This is a genomic window from Burkholderiales bacterium, assembly GCA_035560005.1.
Classification (GTDB): Bacteria; Pseudomonadota; Gammaproteobacteria; order Burkholderiales; family Eutrophovitaceae; genus DASRFY01.
Window position 1 is genome coordinate 16,603 of sequence record DATMAN010000036.1, and the last position, 13,737, is coordinate 30,339.

Here is a 13,737-nt window from a genome sequence, read left to right on the forward strand (position 1 = left end):
TCGATGGAACAGCACCTCAACGTTGCAGCGCGCTGTTCACGAAACGATTGGTATAGGTCCGCTCCAGATCGATCGCGCGCGCAGAGCGCACCGCGGGCTCGAAACCGGCCAGCACCCGGTACATCGCCTCCACGCCTTCGCGCGCAATGCGCCCATCCTTGGAATAGCTCGGCCGCTGCTTCGCCAGCGCAGCGAGATACAGCGCCCGATCGCCCAGCAGATAATCCTCCGGCACCACGTCCGCGATCTCCTCGGGCGCGGCCTTCGCCAGCCAGCGCAACGCGCGCACCATCGCATTGGTCAGCGCCTGCACCGTGTTCGGGTGGTCGCGGATGAAAGCCGCCTTGGCATACAGACATCCCGACGGCAGCGTGGTGCCGAACAGGGCCTTCGAGCCCTGCTCGCTCACTGTCTCGACCTTGACCACGATCGAATCGGAACGCTCCAACAGGGTGATCACCGGCTCGATGCTGGCGATCGCGTCCAGATGTCCGGCGCGCACCGCCGCCACCGCGCTCGGCCCGGTGCCCACCCCGATGATTGCCACCTCGTCGGCCGCAACGCCGCCGCGCGCGAGCAGGCTGTTGACGAACATGTGCGTGCTCGAACCGGGCGCGGTCACGCCGATCTTCATGCCCTTGAGCGATTGCGGCCCGCTCCAATGCGCTGCCCGCGCCTTGACCACGCCGAGAGAGATCGCCGGCGTGGTGCCCTGCAGAACAAACGCCGTCAACGTCTGCCCGCGCGCCTGCATGACGACGGTGTGATCGAAGCCTCCGGAAACGACATCGGCGCTGCCTCCGATCATCGCCTGCAGCGACTTGGCGCCGCCGGGAAAGTCGAGAATCTCGACCGAAAGTCCTTCGTCCTTGAAGTAGCCGAGGCGTTCCGCGAGTGCAAGCGGCAGGTAGTACAGCGCCGCCTTGCCGCCGACCGCGATCCTCACCCGGGGTTTCTCCAGGTCGATGGCAAGCGCGGATTCCGCGGTGCACAGACTCAGCAGGATTGCCAGCAGGGCGCGCAGCAAGGTTCGACCACCCGGAAACGAAGGACGCCGGGAAGTCTACCGCCAACCCTGCGCGCAAAGAAACCAGAACGAGCAGCCGGCGTATCGGTGCGGCTACCAGCTCCAGTCTTCGGCGATACGAGTCCAGTCCAGCTCGCGCATCTCCTCCAGCACCTCGCGCGCGATCGGCAACGCGAACGCGTCCTGGAACCAGACCAGGGTGGCGGAAGAGAACATCTGCGAGACCTCGCGCACCGGCCGCGCCCACGGCAATTCGCCGATGCACAGGATGTCCGGCAGGCGCTCGTAGCCGTGCGCAGCGCGGCTGACGGTCCGCACCGGAATGAGCGCTGGCGTTCCGCGAAACTTCAAGCTCCAGCGCGCGAAGGCGAACGCATTTTCGATGACCGTCGCCCGGTCCGGTCGGTCGAACAATGCGCCCTCGTAGCCGCGCGTCTGATAAAGGCGATAGAGATGGACCTTGCGCGCGGCGTCGATGCCGATCTCGTATTGGGGGCCCGGCTCCCGCGCAACCAGTGTTGCGCTCACCGCGCGTGCTCGCCGCGCAGCAGGGCGCGCATCAGCACGCAGAGCTCGATCTGGCGATCGATGCGCCTTTGCGCGTCGCGCTCCTGCGCGGCAACCCAAGCCGCCGAAAGCAGCGCGTCGTATACGGTCTCCGCGAATCGGGGCGCGAAGGGAATCGGCATCGTGGCGCGCATGGTCCGGCGCGATGGCGGCACGCGCTCGAAGCCGAAGGCCGGCTCGGCATCCCAGCCGCTTACCGCCGCGTGAAAGACACGGGCAGCCACGCGCGGTCCCCAAATCCGTCGAACCGCGCCGTCGACCCACAGCGCCAGGCGCGCGCGGGTCACCAGCGTCTGGCGCCAGCACGCCAGCGCTTCACGTTCGCCCGCGGCGCGCTCCAGCAGTCGTTGCACGCAGGCAGCGATGTCGCCGACCGGCATCGGGAGGCGTTCGGCCAGTCGGTAGTCGGGCCGGGTGATGCCCACGGGGATCGAGACTGCGCACACCGTGCGTTGCCAGGCCAGCAACAGGCGCGGACCGCCACCGTCCATGCTGTTCCAGCAGGCCAGCCGCAGATCGAGCCGCTCGCCTGCGCCCAGATCGCAGCCGAACGCTTCGGGCCAGGCCAGCGCGAGCGTCATGCGCGCGCCGCAGTCGGTCAGCTCGACCCCGGCACGCACCTGCTGCGGATCGGCCCGCGCCGCGCCCAGCGCCCGCTGCAGCGCCTCGATCACACGCCCATGGGAAACCAGAGGCTGTCGCCGCGTCAAACCGACCGGCAGGTCGATCAGGCCCACGTCGGGAGCCGCACGGCGGACGATGACGCCCAGGTGTGGATGCTCCGCGTCCTCGCGGCTCGCCGCATCGAACGCCCGCCGTTCGAACCGGGGCAGGAGCGCCGCGATCTCATCCAGCGTGCCCTCGAAACGGCGCGGCTCGCCCAGTTCCGGCATCGCGGGTCGCGCCGGATCCGGCGGCGCGACTTGCGACGCGCGAAGCGCGGCCCGATCGCTGCGTTCGCGCAGCGCGCGCAAGCGCGCGATTGCAGGACTGACGATTTCCCCCATGGCTGCCTCCTCTCGATGCGTTGGAAGCAGTTTGCGGCAGGCAGTGGCTCACCAGATGAGCCACCACCTGCAGGGGGGCCGGCTCAGCCTGAACGGTAGCGGGCCGCAGCCTCCTCCAGCATTCTCGCGACGCCGGCACGCAGCTCCGGCGGCTCCAGCACCTCGACGTCGGGGCCGAACCGGAGGACGTCCATGAGCAGCTCCGGCGCCTGGCTGTACGGCACTTCCAGCAGGTAGCGGCCCTGTTCGTCGAAACTCGAACGCTGGCACGGATGCCATTCCTCGTTGGCCACCCAGCGCGCCCGCTGGGCGCTGAAGCGCAACCGCGCCCACTTGACCTGCTCACCGGAGAAGATTCCGTAACCGGCGCCGAGCACGCGGTCCAGCTCCCCGACCGGCAGGTCCTTCGCCGGCCGGTCCAGCACCTGCGCGCGCTCCACCGCGTCCAGCGCAAAGCTGCGGATCGCGTCCACGCTGTGGCACCAGGCGTCCAGATACCAGTTGTCGCGATAGTGCACCAGACGCTGCGGCGAAACCTCGCGATGAGTCAGCTCCCCGCGGGCGCGGACGAAGTAGTCCATGCGCAGGCGACGCCGCTTCAACAGCGCAAGCGCGACAGGCTCGAAATAGCGGATCCTCTTGGCGCGCGAGGCCATGCGCAGGATGCGGATGCGGCTGCGGACTTCGCGCGCCGAGTGCTCCGGCGACTCGAGCAGAGCGCCGAGTTTGCGCTTCAGCGGCTCGAGGCGAGCGCCCAGTACCCCGGGCTCGATCTCCTCCAGCAACTTTTCCATGGTGAGCAACGCCAGGATCTCCGACTCGTTGAACCACAGGCCCGGCAGCTCGTACGCGGGCGCGCCTTCGGCCTGTGGCCCCAGCCGGTAACCGCCGTTCTCGCGATCCCACTCGATCGGAGCGTTGAGGCGCTCGCGCATGTACTCCAGGTCCCGCTTGAAGGTGGCGCGCGATACGCCCAGCTCGTCGAGGAATCGCTCGATTCCGACCACCTTGTGATCGCGCAGCAGCCGGTCGATACGGTAGAAGCGTTCGGTGCGGTCCATGGGCGGCTTTCGGTGGGCGCCGCCGCATCATAACCGCACCGCTGCCGCCCGTCGGTAGAATGCAGCGGCGCGGCGGGTGGCGGCCGCCGATGATCTTCGCCGGCATCCTGCTCAGCACGCGCGTGTCCTCGACCAGCAGGGCCCACCATGGAACTTCGGCAGCTGGAGTATTTCATCGCCATCGCGGAGACCGGCGCCTTTTCGCGCGCCGCGCTGCGCCTTTCGGTCGCGCAGCCGGTTCTGAGCCGCCAGATCAAGGCGCTGGAAGAGGAGCTGGGCACGGAGCTGTGCTATCGGACCGGACGCGGGATCGTGCTCACCGAGGCCGGACGCATCCTCGAACAGCACGCCCGCGGCGTGCTGGAGACTACCGCCGGCGCCCGGCGCGCCATCCACGCGCTGGGTTCGGCGCCCGCCGGAAGAGTCGTGATCGGCATGCCGCCGTCGGTGGGCGCGGTGCTCACCGCTCCCATCGTGCGTCAGTTCCGGGCGCAGTTTCCGAGGGTCTGGCTGGGCGTCATGGAGGGCTTCAGCGGCCACGTGCTCGAGTGGTTGATGACCGGCCGCATCGACGTCGCGGTGCTGTACAACGCGCCGCGCACCGGTTCGCTGCTGTCGGATCCGCTGCTCACCGACGAGTTGTTCCTGCTCGGCCCGGTCGCCGATCCGGCCGGCGCCGGAGCCGGCGAAGTGCGGGCCGCGCGGCTCGCGGAACTGCCGATGATCCTGCCCAGCCGTCCGCACGGGCTGCGCGTGCTGGTCGACGATTTCCTGTCCAAGATCGGCGTCACGCCCAATGTACAGGTCGAGATCGACGCGATGCCCTCCACGCTCAGCCTCGTGGAAGACGGCATCGGGTACACCATCCTGTCCTACTCGTGCGTGCACCATCTGATCGAAGCAGGACGGATCCGCAAGTGGTCCATCGTCGAGCCCGCCATGAGCCGGACGCTGGTGGTCGCGACTTCGACGCAACGGCCGGTCACCAAGGCCGCGCGAGCACTGGTCGGCTTCGTGCGCAAACAGGTCGATGCGCTGGTTGCCGATGGCCGCTGGTCGCCGAAACGTTGACCGCGGCCTTCTCCTTGGCGTGCCTCGCGTTCGTCTTGTCCTGCCTTGCCCCAGCGGTGAGGGTCAACGAGCCGGGTCGACGTCGAGGCGCACGATCCAGTCTTCCATGCCCGGCTTCGCGGCCGGGTAGCGCTCCATCACCAGCGGATCGTGTCCTGGAATGACGTGGCGGGGCGAAGTCGCGAGCTTGCGCAGCGTCTTGAAACCCTCCAGCATGTCCGCCAGGTTGTACAGGATCGGGAACGCCCGGTCCTGCTCCATGTGGGCGTAAAAGTGGCTCGCGTCGGAGGCGAGCACCACCCAGCCGCGCCGCGTGCGCACGCGCACCGACTGCATCCCTTTGGTATGCCCGCCGATGTGATGCAGCTCGACGCCGGGCGCGATCTCGGCCGGTCCGTCGTGAAACTGCACGCGCTGATCGAAAACGCAACGCACCATGGTCGCCACGTCGTCGGCCTCGTAGCCGTGACGCATCATGTGGTGGCCCATGCAGCGCCCGGTCGCGAACTCCATCTCCTTGTCCTGAAGATGAAACCGCGCGTTGCCGAACAGCGGCAGGTTCCCCGCGTGGTCATAGTGCATGTGCGTGATGATCACGTCTTTCACGTCCGCCGGCGCAACGCCCAGCGCGCGCACGCCCTCCTCGACCGGGCGCACGATCTGCCGCCCGCGCTTTCTGGCCGCCTCGGCGCCGAATCCGGTGTCCACGACGATCGAGCGAGCGGTCCCGGCGATCACCCACACGTAGTAATTGAGCGGCATCTCGACGTCGTGCTCGTCGCCCCCGACGAAGTTCTCCGGGGAGCGGCGAGAAAGCCGCGCGTACTTGATCGCGTAGACCTCGTAGGTGTCGTCGTTCATCGCGTGGTCCTCTCCACACAGACGCAGAGGCCCAGAGCAATACCGGAAAGCAAGGGCCTGCGCACCGCTGCGCCTTCACTTTGCGCGCATTGGAAGTTCGCATCGGGAGCACTTGTGTTTCTGCGCGTGCTCCGCGATTCCGTGGTTGATCTCGAATCGGGCTTCACTTGGCGCCGGCGCGCTCGAGTTCGGCGAAAGTCTCGCGCGCCACGCGAAACGCGTCCACGGCCGCCGGCACGCCGCAGTAGATCGCGACCTGAAGCAGCACCTCGCGAATCTCGGCCTTGGACACCCCGTTGCGCAGCGCACCGCCGATGTGCATCTTCAGCTCGTGCGGGCGATTGAGCGCCGAGAGCATCGCCAGGTTGAGCATGCTACGCGTCTTGCGCGGCAGCTCCTCCCGGCCCCACACCGCGCCCCAGCAGTATTCCGTGACCAGGCGCTGCATCGGCATGTTGAACTCGTCGGCGCTGGCGAGCGCCTTGTCGACGAATTCCGCGCCCAGCACCGCTTTCCTGATCTCCAGCCCGCGTTCGAACAGCTCGTCGTTCATTTCGTCTCTCCTTGGGAAAACAGGTCAACCAGCAAGATCACCTCGGTGGTTCGCTTCGGTTTGATTCAGCGCTTCGGCCAGACGGGAGCGGCGACGGCATCCTTGGGCGGATAGACGGTCACCGGCACGCCCTTCTGCCACTGCACGATCAGCAGGCCCGCTCCTTCACGGCGGCCGTTGGCGTCGAACTTGATCCGCCCGCCAGGGAAAAACTTGGCCGGCCCGTCGCTCAGATTCATGGTGCGCAGCGCCCGGGTCACCGCTTCCCGGTCGGCCTTCCCAGCGGCTTCGAGCGCCGCCTTGAAGATCCACATGTCGCCGTAGGTCGTGACGAAATGCTGGGTCGGCCAAGGCTCTCCGGTCTTGCGCCGGACTTCGTCGATGAAGTCCTTGTGGGCACCGGTCGTCCAGTTCGCCACCACCGACATCAGGCCCTCGAGCTGATCGAGATTCATGTTGTTGCGCAGATCGGGATCGAGAATCGCCGCCCCGTTGGAAATGGTCGGCAGCCGCCCTTTGCCCAATCCGAACTCGTTCATCTTCTCCAGCAACAGCTTGGCATCCGAGATGGCGGTGGGTAGCAGCAACAGCATGTCGGGTCGGGCCGACCGCACCTTCTGGATGAGCGGCGTGGCGTTGGCGAGCGGCGGAGTAAAAGTCTCGTCCACCACCAGTTTCAATCCCAGCCTGGCGAGCTGATGGTCCTTGATCGGCTTGACGAACGCGACCGACGCGGCGGTGTTGTCCATCACGATGCCCACGGTCCGCGGCCGGCGGCCGGAAGCCTGCTGCGCCATTTCCATCAGCGCGGGAAGCGAGCCTTCCGCCTGCTGATCGCCGGTGGCCGAGGTCTGGAACACGTACTTGAATCCGCGCGAGGTGATCAGGTCGGAATAGGAGAAGGTGACGACCGGCAGGCGCGCGCGTTCGGTGACCTCGGTTACCGCCAGCGTAAAGGAGCTGAGATACGCGCCGGTGGCCACCACGAGGTTGGGCGAATCGGCGACCATGCGTTGTGCGGTGTTCTTCGCCTTCTCCACGCTGTCGCCCACGTCGAACACCGCGAGTTTCAACCTTGCGCCTCCCAGCGACCGAATGCCGCCCTGACGGTTGATCGTATCGATGGCAAGGTCGGCGGCCATTTTCATGATCTGGCCCTGCCTCGCCCAGGGACCCGACATCGGGGCGATCAACCCGACCTCCACTTCGTTGGCTTGCGCCGCCGCCCCGAGGACAAAAGCCGCCGCGAATGCTGCCGTCTTGACCGTCGATTCGATGATTCGATTGCGCATCACACCCTCCGCTTGCCCGGCGTCTCACAGGCCGAGGTAGGCCCGTCTCACCCGGTCGTCTCTCTCCAGTTCGTCGCGCGTACCGGCCAGCACGACTCGCCCCGTCTCCAACACATAAGCGTGGTCGGCGTAATGCAGCGCCTCCGCCACCCGTTGCTCCACCAGCAGCACCGTAAGCCCGGTCTGCGCGTGGATGGAAACGATGCACTCGAAGATTTCGTCGGCTGCCGCCGGCGCCAGTCCCATCGACGGTTCGTCGAGCATCAGCAGCCTGGGCGAGGAAGCCAGTCCGCGCGCGATCGCGAGCATCTGCTGCTGTCCTCCCGACAAAGCGCCGGCCGGATGGGACGCACGTTCGGCCAGCACAGGAAACAGGGTGTTGATCTTCTCCAGATTCTCTTTCCACGCCCGGCGCCCCGCCTCGGTGTAGGCGCCCATCTCCAGATTCTCGCGCACCGTGAGCGAGGCGAATACCTGCCGCCCTTCGGGAACGTGCGCGATCCCCAGGTGCGGCCGCAACGGCGGCGCGACCGCCAGCAGGTCCCGGCCCTCGAACCGGATGCTTCCCGCGGTCGGCTGCACGATGCCCGAGATCGTCTTGAACAGCGTGGTCTTGCCCGCACCATTCGGCCCCACGATCGCGGCGAACTCGCCTTCTCGCACGCGCAACGCGACCCCGTTCAGGATCGGCACACCGCCGTAGCCCGCGCGCAGGCCGTCGATCTCAAGCATTGGCCACCCTCCACTTCCTTCCGAGGTAGGCGTCGATCACCGCGGGATTCCGCGTGATCTCTTCGGGGCGGCCCTCCGCCAGCACCGCGCCGCCATCGAGCACGACGAAACGGTCGACCAGTCTGACCATCGCCTGCATCGTATGCTCGATGACCACGATGGTGATTCCCTGGCACGCGAGCTTTTGGATCAACGCGATCATCTCCTCGACTTCCGCGGCGCCCAGCCCGGCGAGCGTCTCGTCGAGCAGCAGCACCCGCGGGGCGCCCGCGAGCGCGCGCGCGATCTCCAGCAGCCGAAGCTCCCGGTTGCCCAGTTCCCCGGCGAGACGGTGCGCGTCGCGCTCCAGCCCGACCCACGCCAGCGCCTGCTGCGCGCAGCCGCGCGCCTCCCGGTCGGTCGCGGCCCTCACGAAGGCACCCACTTGAACGTTCTCCAGGATGCTCATGCGCCGGAACGGCTTCACCACCTGGAAGGTGCGCCCGACCCCGGCGGCACAGATCTCGTAGGGCCTGCGTCCGACGATGTCGCGTCCCTCCAGCAGAATCTCGCCGCGATCCGGCCGCAGGAAACCGTTGAGCAGATTGAACAGCGTCGTCTTTCCAGAACCGTTCGGGCCGATGATGCCGAGAATCTCGCCGCGGTACACCCGCAGGCCGACCTCGCGCAGCGCCTTCAGCCCGCCGAAAGACTTGGACACGCCGCGAACTTCGATCGCGATCTCCTCGCTTCGCGCTCTGCGCGCGGGCAACTCGGTGACCGTGACCGATCGCGCGGCCGCTGCGTCCGGCAGCCGTGGCGGGCGTCGTTGCATGAGGTCGCGCAGCTTCCAGAACACACCTTCCGGCGCGGCCAGGATCACGGCGACGATCGCCACGCCGTACACCACGCCCTGGATGCCCGGAACCAGGTTGCCCAGCCGCGCGTGCAGCAGTTCGCTCAACGGCACCAGCGTGACCGCGCCGATCACCGGCCCCCAGAGCGTGGCCACGCCACCGAACATCGCCACGACGAGCGCCTGCGCCGAGACCAGCATTCCGAACACGGCGGCGGGTGTGACGACCAGGAGCACGATCGCGTAGAACCCGCCGGCCGCACCGGCCATGGCGCCACTCAGCGCGATGGCCTTGAGCTTCCAGGCCGGTGTCCGGATGCCGGCCGCTTCGGCCGCGGCTTCGTCTTCCCGGATCGCGACGAGCGACAGGCCGAAGCGTGCGCGTTCGAGCACGGCGGTGAGGACCATCGCGCCGATCATCAGCGCGGCGGCAAGCCATGCATAGATGCGGTGGTCCTCGAACTGCATGTAGGCAAGCGGCGCATCGCGTCGCATCGGCAGCGCCAGCTCCTGATAGCCCAGCCACTCGAAGACGTAGAGCAACGCCAGCGGATAGGCCAGCATCGCCAGCGCGAAGTAATGGCCACGCAGCCGGAAGGTCGGGATTCCGACCGCCAGCCCCGCCACGCCACCCACGGCGCCCGCGCAGGGAATCGCGATCCAGGGCGAGAGGTTCCAGTGAATCTGGCTGAGCGCCACGCAGTAGGCCCCCAGTCCGAAGAACGCGGCGTGGCCGAAGGACACGAAGCCGCTGTAGCCGCTCAGAAGATTCCACGCCAGTCCCATCACCGCCCAGACCGGGACCACCGTCAGGATGAGCTGGTAGTAGGAGTGGTGGACGAACGCCGTCGCCAGCGCGTAGGCGACGCCGAACACCGCGATCGGCAAGGCCTGTCTGCGCAGCGCGTCCGACAAGGCTCAGGCCCTCCGCGCCGCGCGGCCGAACAGGCCCTGCGGCCGCAGCAACACGATGATCAGGAACGCCACGAAGATCGCCGAGTTCTGCAACTGGTTCGGCAGAAACAGCGTCGAGAGCTGCTGCACCAGGCCGATCGTCAGTCCACCGAAGAAGGCGCCGCCCACGCTGCCCAGCCCGCCGAGCACCACGCCCGCGTACATGACGATCACGTACTCCAGGCCGACGTAAGGCTGGAAGGAGACGCCGGAAGCGAGCAGCCCGCCGCCGATGGCGGTCACCGCGACGCCCAAGCCGAAGGCCAGCCGATGCGCCCGCGCGACGTCGATGCCCATGTAGATCGCCGCCTCGGGATGATCCGCCGCTGCGCGCAGCGACTTGCCCAGGCGCGAGCGGCTCATGAGCACGACAAAGGCGAGCACCACTGCAACGGCGATCAACGCCGAGATCGTCTGCCCGCGGTTGACGAAAACCTCCACCGCTTCGCCGTAGAGAGGTCCGATCTGCCACGCGCTGGAGGCAAGCGCCGTGGGGATCGAGACCGGTGCCGACCCGAACAGGTAGAGCCCCCCGTTCTGCAGGATCAGCGCCACTCCGAGCGTGAGGATCAGTTGCGCGTAGTGGCCCTCGGAGGCGAGCGCCGTTCCGCGGATGCCGGTCACGCGACCCACCAGCAACCGGTGCACGAGCACACCGGCCACGAAGATGGCCGGTCCGGCCAGAAGCGCCGCGAGGTAGGGGGCGATCGTGTCCGACAGTGCGAGGTGCGCGGCGAGCAGGCCGAAGACGTACCACGCCGCGTACATGCCGAGCATCATGAAGTCGCCATGCGCGAAATTGATCACCCGCATCACCCCGAAGATGAGGCTCAGACCCACGCACATCAGCCCGTAGATCGCGCCGGTGAGCAGTCCCGCGGTCAGCGATTGCAGGAAGTTCTCGATCAGCAGTGCAGCAGCCACGAGGCGCTCGCTACAAACGATCCGAAGTCACGAGCCAATTCGATAGGCAAATGACCAAGCCATCCGTGCTTCAAGACGTTCGTCCCTTTTTCCGGTGCGTCCCTTGCCTGCCCTGCGTTGCGAGCTTCATTCGGCGCGAAGCAGAGCGCCCAGCCCGCCGGCATCGTCGCTGCGTTCCAGGCCATCGATGAAAGCCTCGATCTCCCGCGCGCGAACCTCACCCATCGCGCCGCGCGCCGCGGCGCGGAAGCGCCCGCGCACCTCCTCGGCCGTGGCGTAGACCACATCCTCCAGGCGCACGCGGTGCGCAGCGCCGCCGGATTCCACCACTTCGACCTCTCCGCCCTGCTGGGCCGGATAGGCCTTCGTCATCGCGTCGTCGATTTCCAGCGTGGTCACGCCGAGCAGCCGATGCAGCCGGGGATCGTTGAGCAGCGTGAAGTTCCGCTCCGACACGCCGCCTTCGAGCAGCGCCGCGGCGACGTTGTACTGGATGCTCATCTTTGCCTGCAGGACATGGGCGAACGGCCCGGTGGAGTCGCAGCCCGGATACAGCGCGCCCGCACGCGGCACCCGCACGCGGATCGCGGAGATGCGCTCCGGGGCGCAGCGGCGCTCGGCCACAATGCGCAGCGCGGCCTGGCACGCGCTCTGGGCGAAGTTACAGGCGGGGACTGGCTTGTGATAGACGGAAAGGATCTCCGGCGCCCCGTCGAACAGCTCCACCCGGGAGGTCGCTGAACGCTTCTTCAGCGCCGCGAACAGGCCCGCTTCCCCGTCCAGCGCCGAGGGCGAGGCGAAGGCGCCGGCTTCGGCGAGCCGCACCGCGCTGAGCGCGTTGCGCGCCGCGAAGCCGGCGTGGAAGAACATCTCGGATCCGCCGGTGTGCGCCCACTGGTTGAAGCCGAGCGTGGTATTCGCGCCGAGCGCTACCGCGCTCGTCGTCCGCTCGACGCTCAGGCCGAGCAGGCGCGCGCCGGCCGCCGCGGCCGCGATCGGTCCGCTGATTCCGGTCGGCCGATGGATCTTCGCCACCTCCGCATCCATCGCCGCGCGGCCGACCTTGCCGCCGGTCTCGTAGCCGGCGATGGCCGCCGCGATGAAGTCGCGCCCCGCGACGCGGCGATACTGCGCCAGCGCGAGCAGCGTGGGCAGCACCACGATTCCGAGATGACTGATGCTGCCGGCGTGCATGTCCTCGCGCACCAGCCCATGGCCCATGACCGCATTGGCGAACGCAGCGTCGCCGTGCGCGTAGGCATGCGGTGCGCCGATGATCGTCGCGCCTTCGGGCACGCGCGCCGCCTGCCCGACTGCCTGCCGGCTCCATGCAAGCTCGCGCGCCTCGAACGCGCAGCCCACCAGATCGATCAGACACAGCTTCACCTTGTCGGTCGCCTCCGCAGGCAGCTTCTCCAGCGACACTTCGACCACGGCGCGGGCGATGCGCGCGGCGAGCGGCTCATGGGCGGCCAGAATGGCCGGGTTGTTCATCGACTGCGTCGCGGTGGACATCGGAATCCTCCTGCGATAGGGGCCGGCGGCCGGGCGGGGTGCGGACCGGAGCGGGTCAGCCGCGCACTTCGACCCCGGCCCAGGTTTCCACCACCCGGCACATGGAAGTGAAGTCGGAGTCCGCCCCGAACATCGCGTTGGTCACCGCCAGCATCTCGCGTACGGCGGCACCCACCACCATCGGCACGCCGAGCGACTCGGCTTCGTCCACGCACAGCCGGACGTCCTTGTACGAAAGTCCGGTAGCGAAGCCGAAGTCGAACGTTCCCGGCAGGATCGAACGCGGAAACTTGTCCTGGGTGGCGCTGTTGCGTCCGGTGCCCGCGTTGAGCACATCGAGCATCACCTTGGGATCGAGGCCCGCCTTGACGCCCATCACCATCGCCTCGGAAGACACCGCGATCGCCGCCGCGGCCAGCAGATTGTTGGCGAGCTTCATGGTCTGCGCCTGGCCGGCGACCTCGCCCAGATGGAACGGCCGGCCGAAGGTCTCGAGCACCGGCTCGAGCGCGGCGAATACCGCCTTCGGGCAGGAGACCATCACCGCGAGCGTGCCCTCGCGCGCGCCCTTGAGCCCGCCGCTGACCGGCGCGTCCACGTAGGCGATGCCGCGTTCGGCCAGCCCCTGCGCGACCAACCCCGCCATGCGCGGGCCGATCGTGGAAAAGTCCACCACGTGCTTGACCGTGCCGCCTTCGACGGCGCCGGCCTTGCCCAGCACCGCCTGATGCACGATCTCGGGCGTGGGCAGACTGAGGAACACCGTTTGCGCCGTGTCGCCGACCTGCGCCGCGGAGGCGGCGCGCTGCGCGCCGAGCTTCTCCACCGCTGCCACCGCTTGCGCGCTCACGTCGTACACGCATACCCTGTGGCCGGCTGCGAGCAGCCGGCCGGTCATGAGCGACCCCATCCGACCCACGCCGATGAATCCGAACGTCTGGCGTTCCATGCAACTCCTCCCCCTTGGCGGAGTGGCGCCTGGCAGACGCCGCCCCTGGTGGCGTCATGCTATCGGGATCGCCCGCGCGCGGCATCTCCCCCGCGGACATATCAGACTCCTCACGCGCTGCATAACCCGCCGCGCCGCAGCAAGCGATCACGAAGGGTATATCTTCGCGAACGCCGGGAAGGAACGGATCACGTGAGAGCGTTCATCGGGGAAGACAGCGCTTTTTCGCTACCCTCCTCGGTGCTTCGCTCAAACAGCGTGGCGGCAAAACCGCTGGCGTCCGCCACACCCGCAGGGTCTGGGGGAGCATCGCTGCCGTGGTAGTGAGCAATCGACCAAGTGTTCCGATTGCCGTAGATGTTCTGCGGATCGAACAGATACTGCGCAAT

At 67.8% G+C, this 13,737-nt stretch carries 14 protein-coding genes; 1 reads left to right on the plus strand and 13 read right to left on the minus strand.

The features are described from left to right. Positions 1-16 precede the first annotated feature (16 nt). The 4 genes from VNM24_04890 to VNM24_04905 form a co-directional block, all read right to left on the minus strand. A complete protein-coding gene (locus VNM24_04890) occupies positions 17-1,027 on the minus strand; it encodes an ABC transporter substrate-binding protein (protein HWQ37939.1) in 1,011 nt (336 codons plus the stop codon). A 93-nt stretch (positions 1,028-1,120) separates the two neighbouring features. Next, on the minus strand, positions 1,121-1,555 hold the full coding sequence (locus tag VNM24_04895) for a hypothetical protein (GenBank protein HWQ37940.1): 435 nt from the start codon (positions 1,553-1,555) through the stop codon (positions 1,121-1,123). Next, positions 1,552-2,601 (minus strand): hypothetical protein, encoded by a 1,050-nt coding sequence (locus tag VNM24_04900; GenBank protein HWQ37941.1) that lies wholly within the window; start codon positions 2,599-2,601, stop codon positions 1,552-1,554. Before VNM24_04900 ends, VNM24_04895 begins: the two co-directional genes overlap by 4 nt. 83 nt (positions 2,602-2,684) lie before the next feature. Beyond that, positions 2,685-3,662, minus strand: coding sequence for a WYL domain-containing protein (locus VNM24_04905; GenBank protein HWQ37942.1), 978 nt, complete (start codon positions 3,660-3,662; stop codon positions 2,685-2,687). A 147-nt stretch (positions 3,663-3,809) separates the two neighbouring features. Here VNM24_04905 and VNM24_04910 point away from each other — a divergent pair, with 147 nt between their 5' ends. Further along, on the plus strand, positions 3,810-4,733 hold the full coding sequence (locus VNM24_04910) for a LysR substrate-binding domain-containing protein (GenBank protein HWQ37943.1): 924 nt from the start codon (positions 3,810-3,812) through the stop codon (positions 4,731-4,733). Between the two features lie 63 nt (positions 4,734-4,796). On the opposite strand, the gene VNM24_04915 is transcribed toward VNM24_04910, so the two are convergent. The 9 genes from VNM24_04915 to VNM24_04955 all read right to left on the minus strand — a co-directional run. Continuing rightward, positions 4,797-5,594, minus strand: a complete 798-nt coding sequence (locus VNM24_04915) for an N-acyl homoserine lactonase family protein (protein HWQ37944.1) — start codon at positions 5,592-5,594, stop codon at positions 4,797-4,799. 163 nt (positions 5,595-5,757) lie between these two features. Then, a complete protein-coding gene (pcaC, locus tag VNM24_04920; GenBank protein HWQ37945.1) occupies positions 5,758-6,147 on the minus strand; it encodes a 4-carboxymuconolactone decarboxylase in 390 nt (129 codons plus the stop codon). A gap of 65 nt (positions 6,148-6,212) precedes the next feature. Continuing rightward, positions 6,213-7,439: an ABC transporter substrate-binding protein gene (locus VNM24_04925; protein ID HWQ37946.1), complete on the minus strand. Its 1,227-nt coding sequence runs from the start codon at positions 7,437-7,439 to the stop codon at positions 6,213-6,215. Between the two features lie 24 nt (positions 7,440-7,463). Continuing rightward, positions 7,464-8,171, minus strand: a complete 708-nt coding sequence (locus tag VNM24_04930) for an ABC transporter ATP-binding protein (protein ID HWQ37947.1) — start codon at positions 8,169-8,171, stop codon at positions 7,464-7,466. Beyond that, on the minus strand, positions 8,164-9,921 hold the full coding sequence (locus VNM24_04935; protein ID HWQ37948.1) for a branched-chain amino acid ABC transporter ATP-binding protein/permease: 1,758 nt from the start codon (positions 9,919-9,921) through the stop codon (positions 8,164-8,166). The genes VNM24_04930 and VNM24_04935 overlap by 8 nt, the downstream gene beginning before the upstream one ends. A 3-nt stretch (positions 9,922-9,924) precedes the next feature. Then, positions 9,925-10,884: a branched-chain amino acid ABC transporter permease gene (locus VNM24_04940; GenBank protein ID HWQ37949.1), complete on the minus strand. Its 960-nt coding sequence runs from the start codon at positions 10,882-10,884 to the stop codon at positions 9,925-9,927. A gap of 126 nt (positions 10,885-11,010) precedes the next feature. Continuing rightward, positions 11,011-12,399, minus strand: coding sequence for an MmgE/PrpD family protein (locus tag VNM24_04945; protein HWQ37950.1), 1,389 nt, complete (start codon positions 12,397-12,399; stop codon positions 11,011-11,013). A gap of 55 nt (positions 12,400-12,454) precedes the next feature. Further along, positions 12,455-13,348 carry an NAD(P)-dependent oxidoreductase gene (locus tag VNM24_04950; GenBank protein HWQ37951.1) on the minus strand — a complete coding sequence of 298 codons (894 nt, stop codon included), beginning with the start codon at positions 13,346-13,348 and terminating at the stop codon, positions 12,455-12,457. Positions 13,349-13,536: 188 nt separating this feature from the next. Further along, positions 13,537-13,737: hypothetical protein (locus tag VNM24_04955; protein ID HWQ37952.1), on the minus strand; the 201-nt coding region annotated here is incomplete at its 5' end.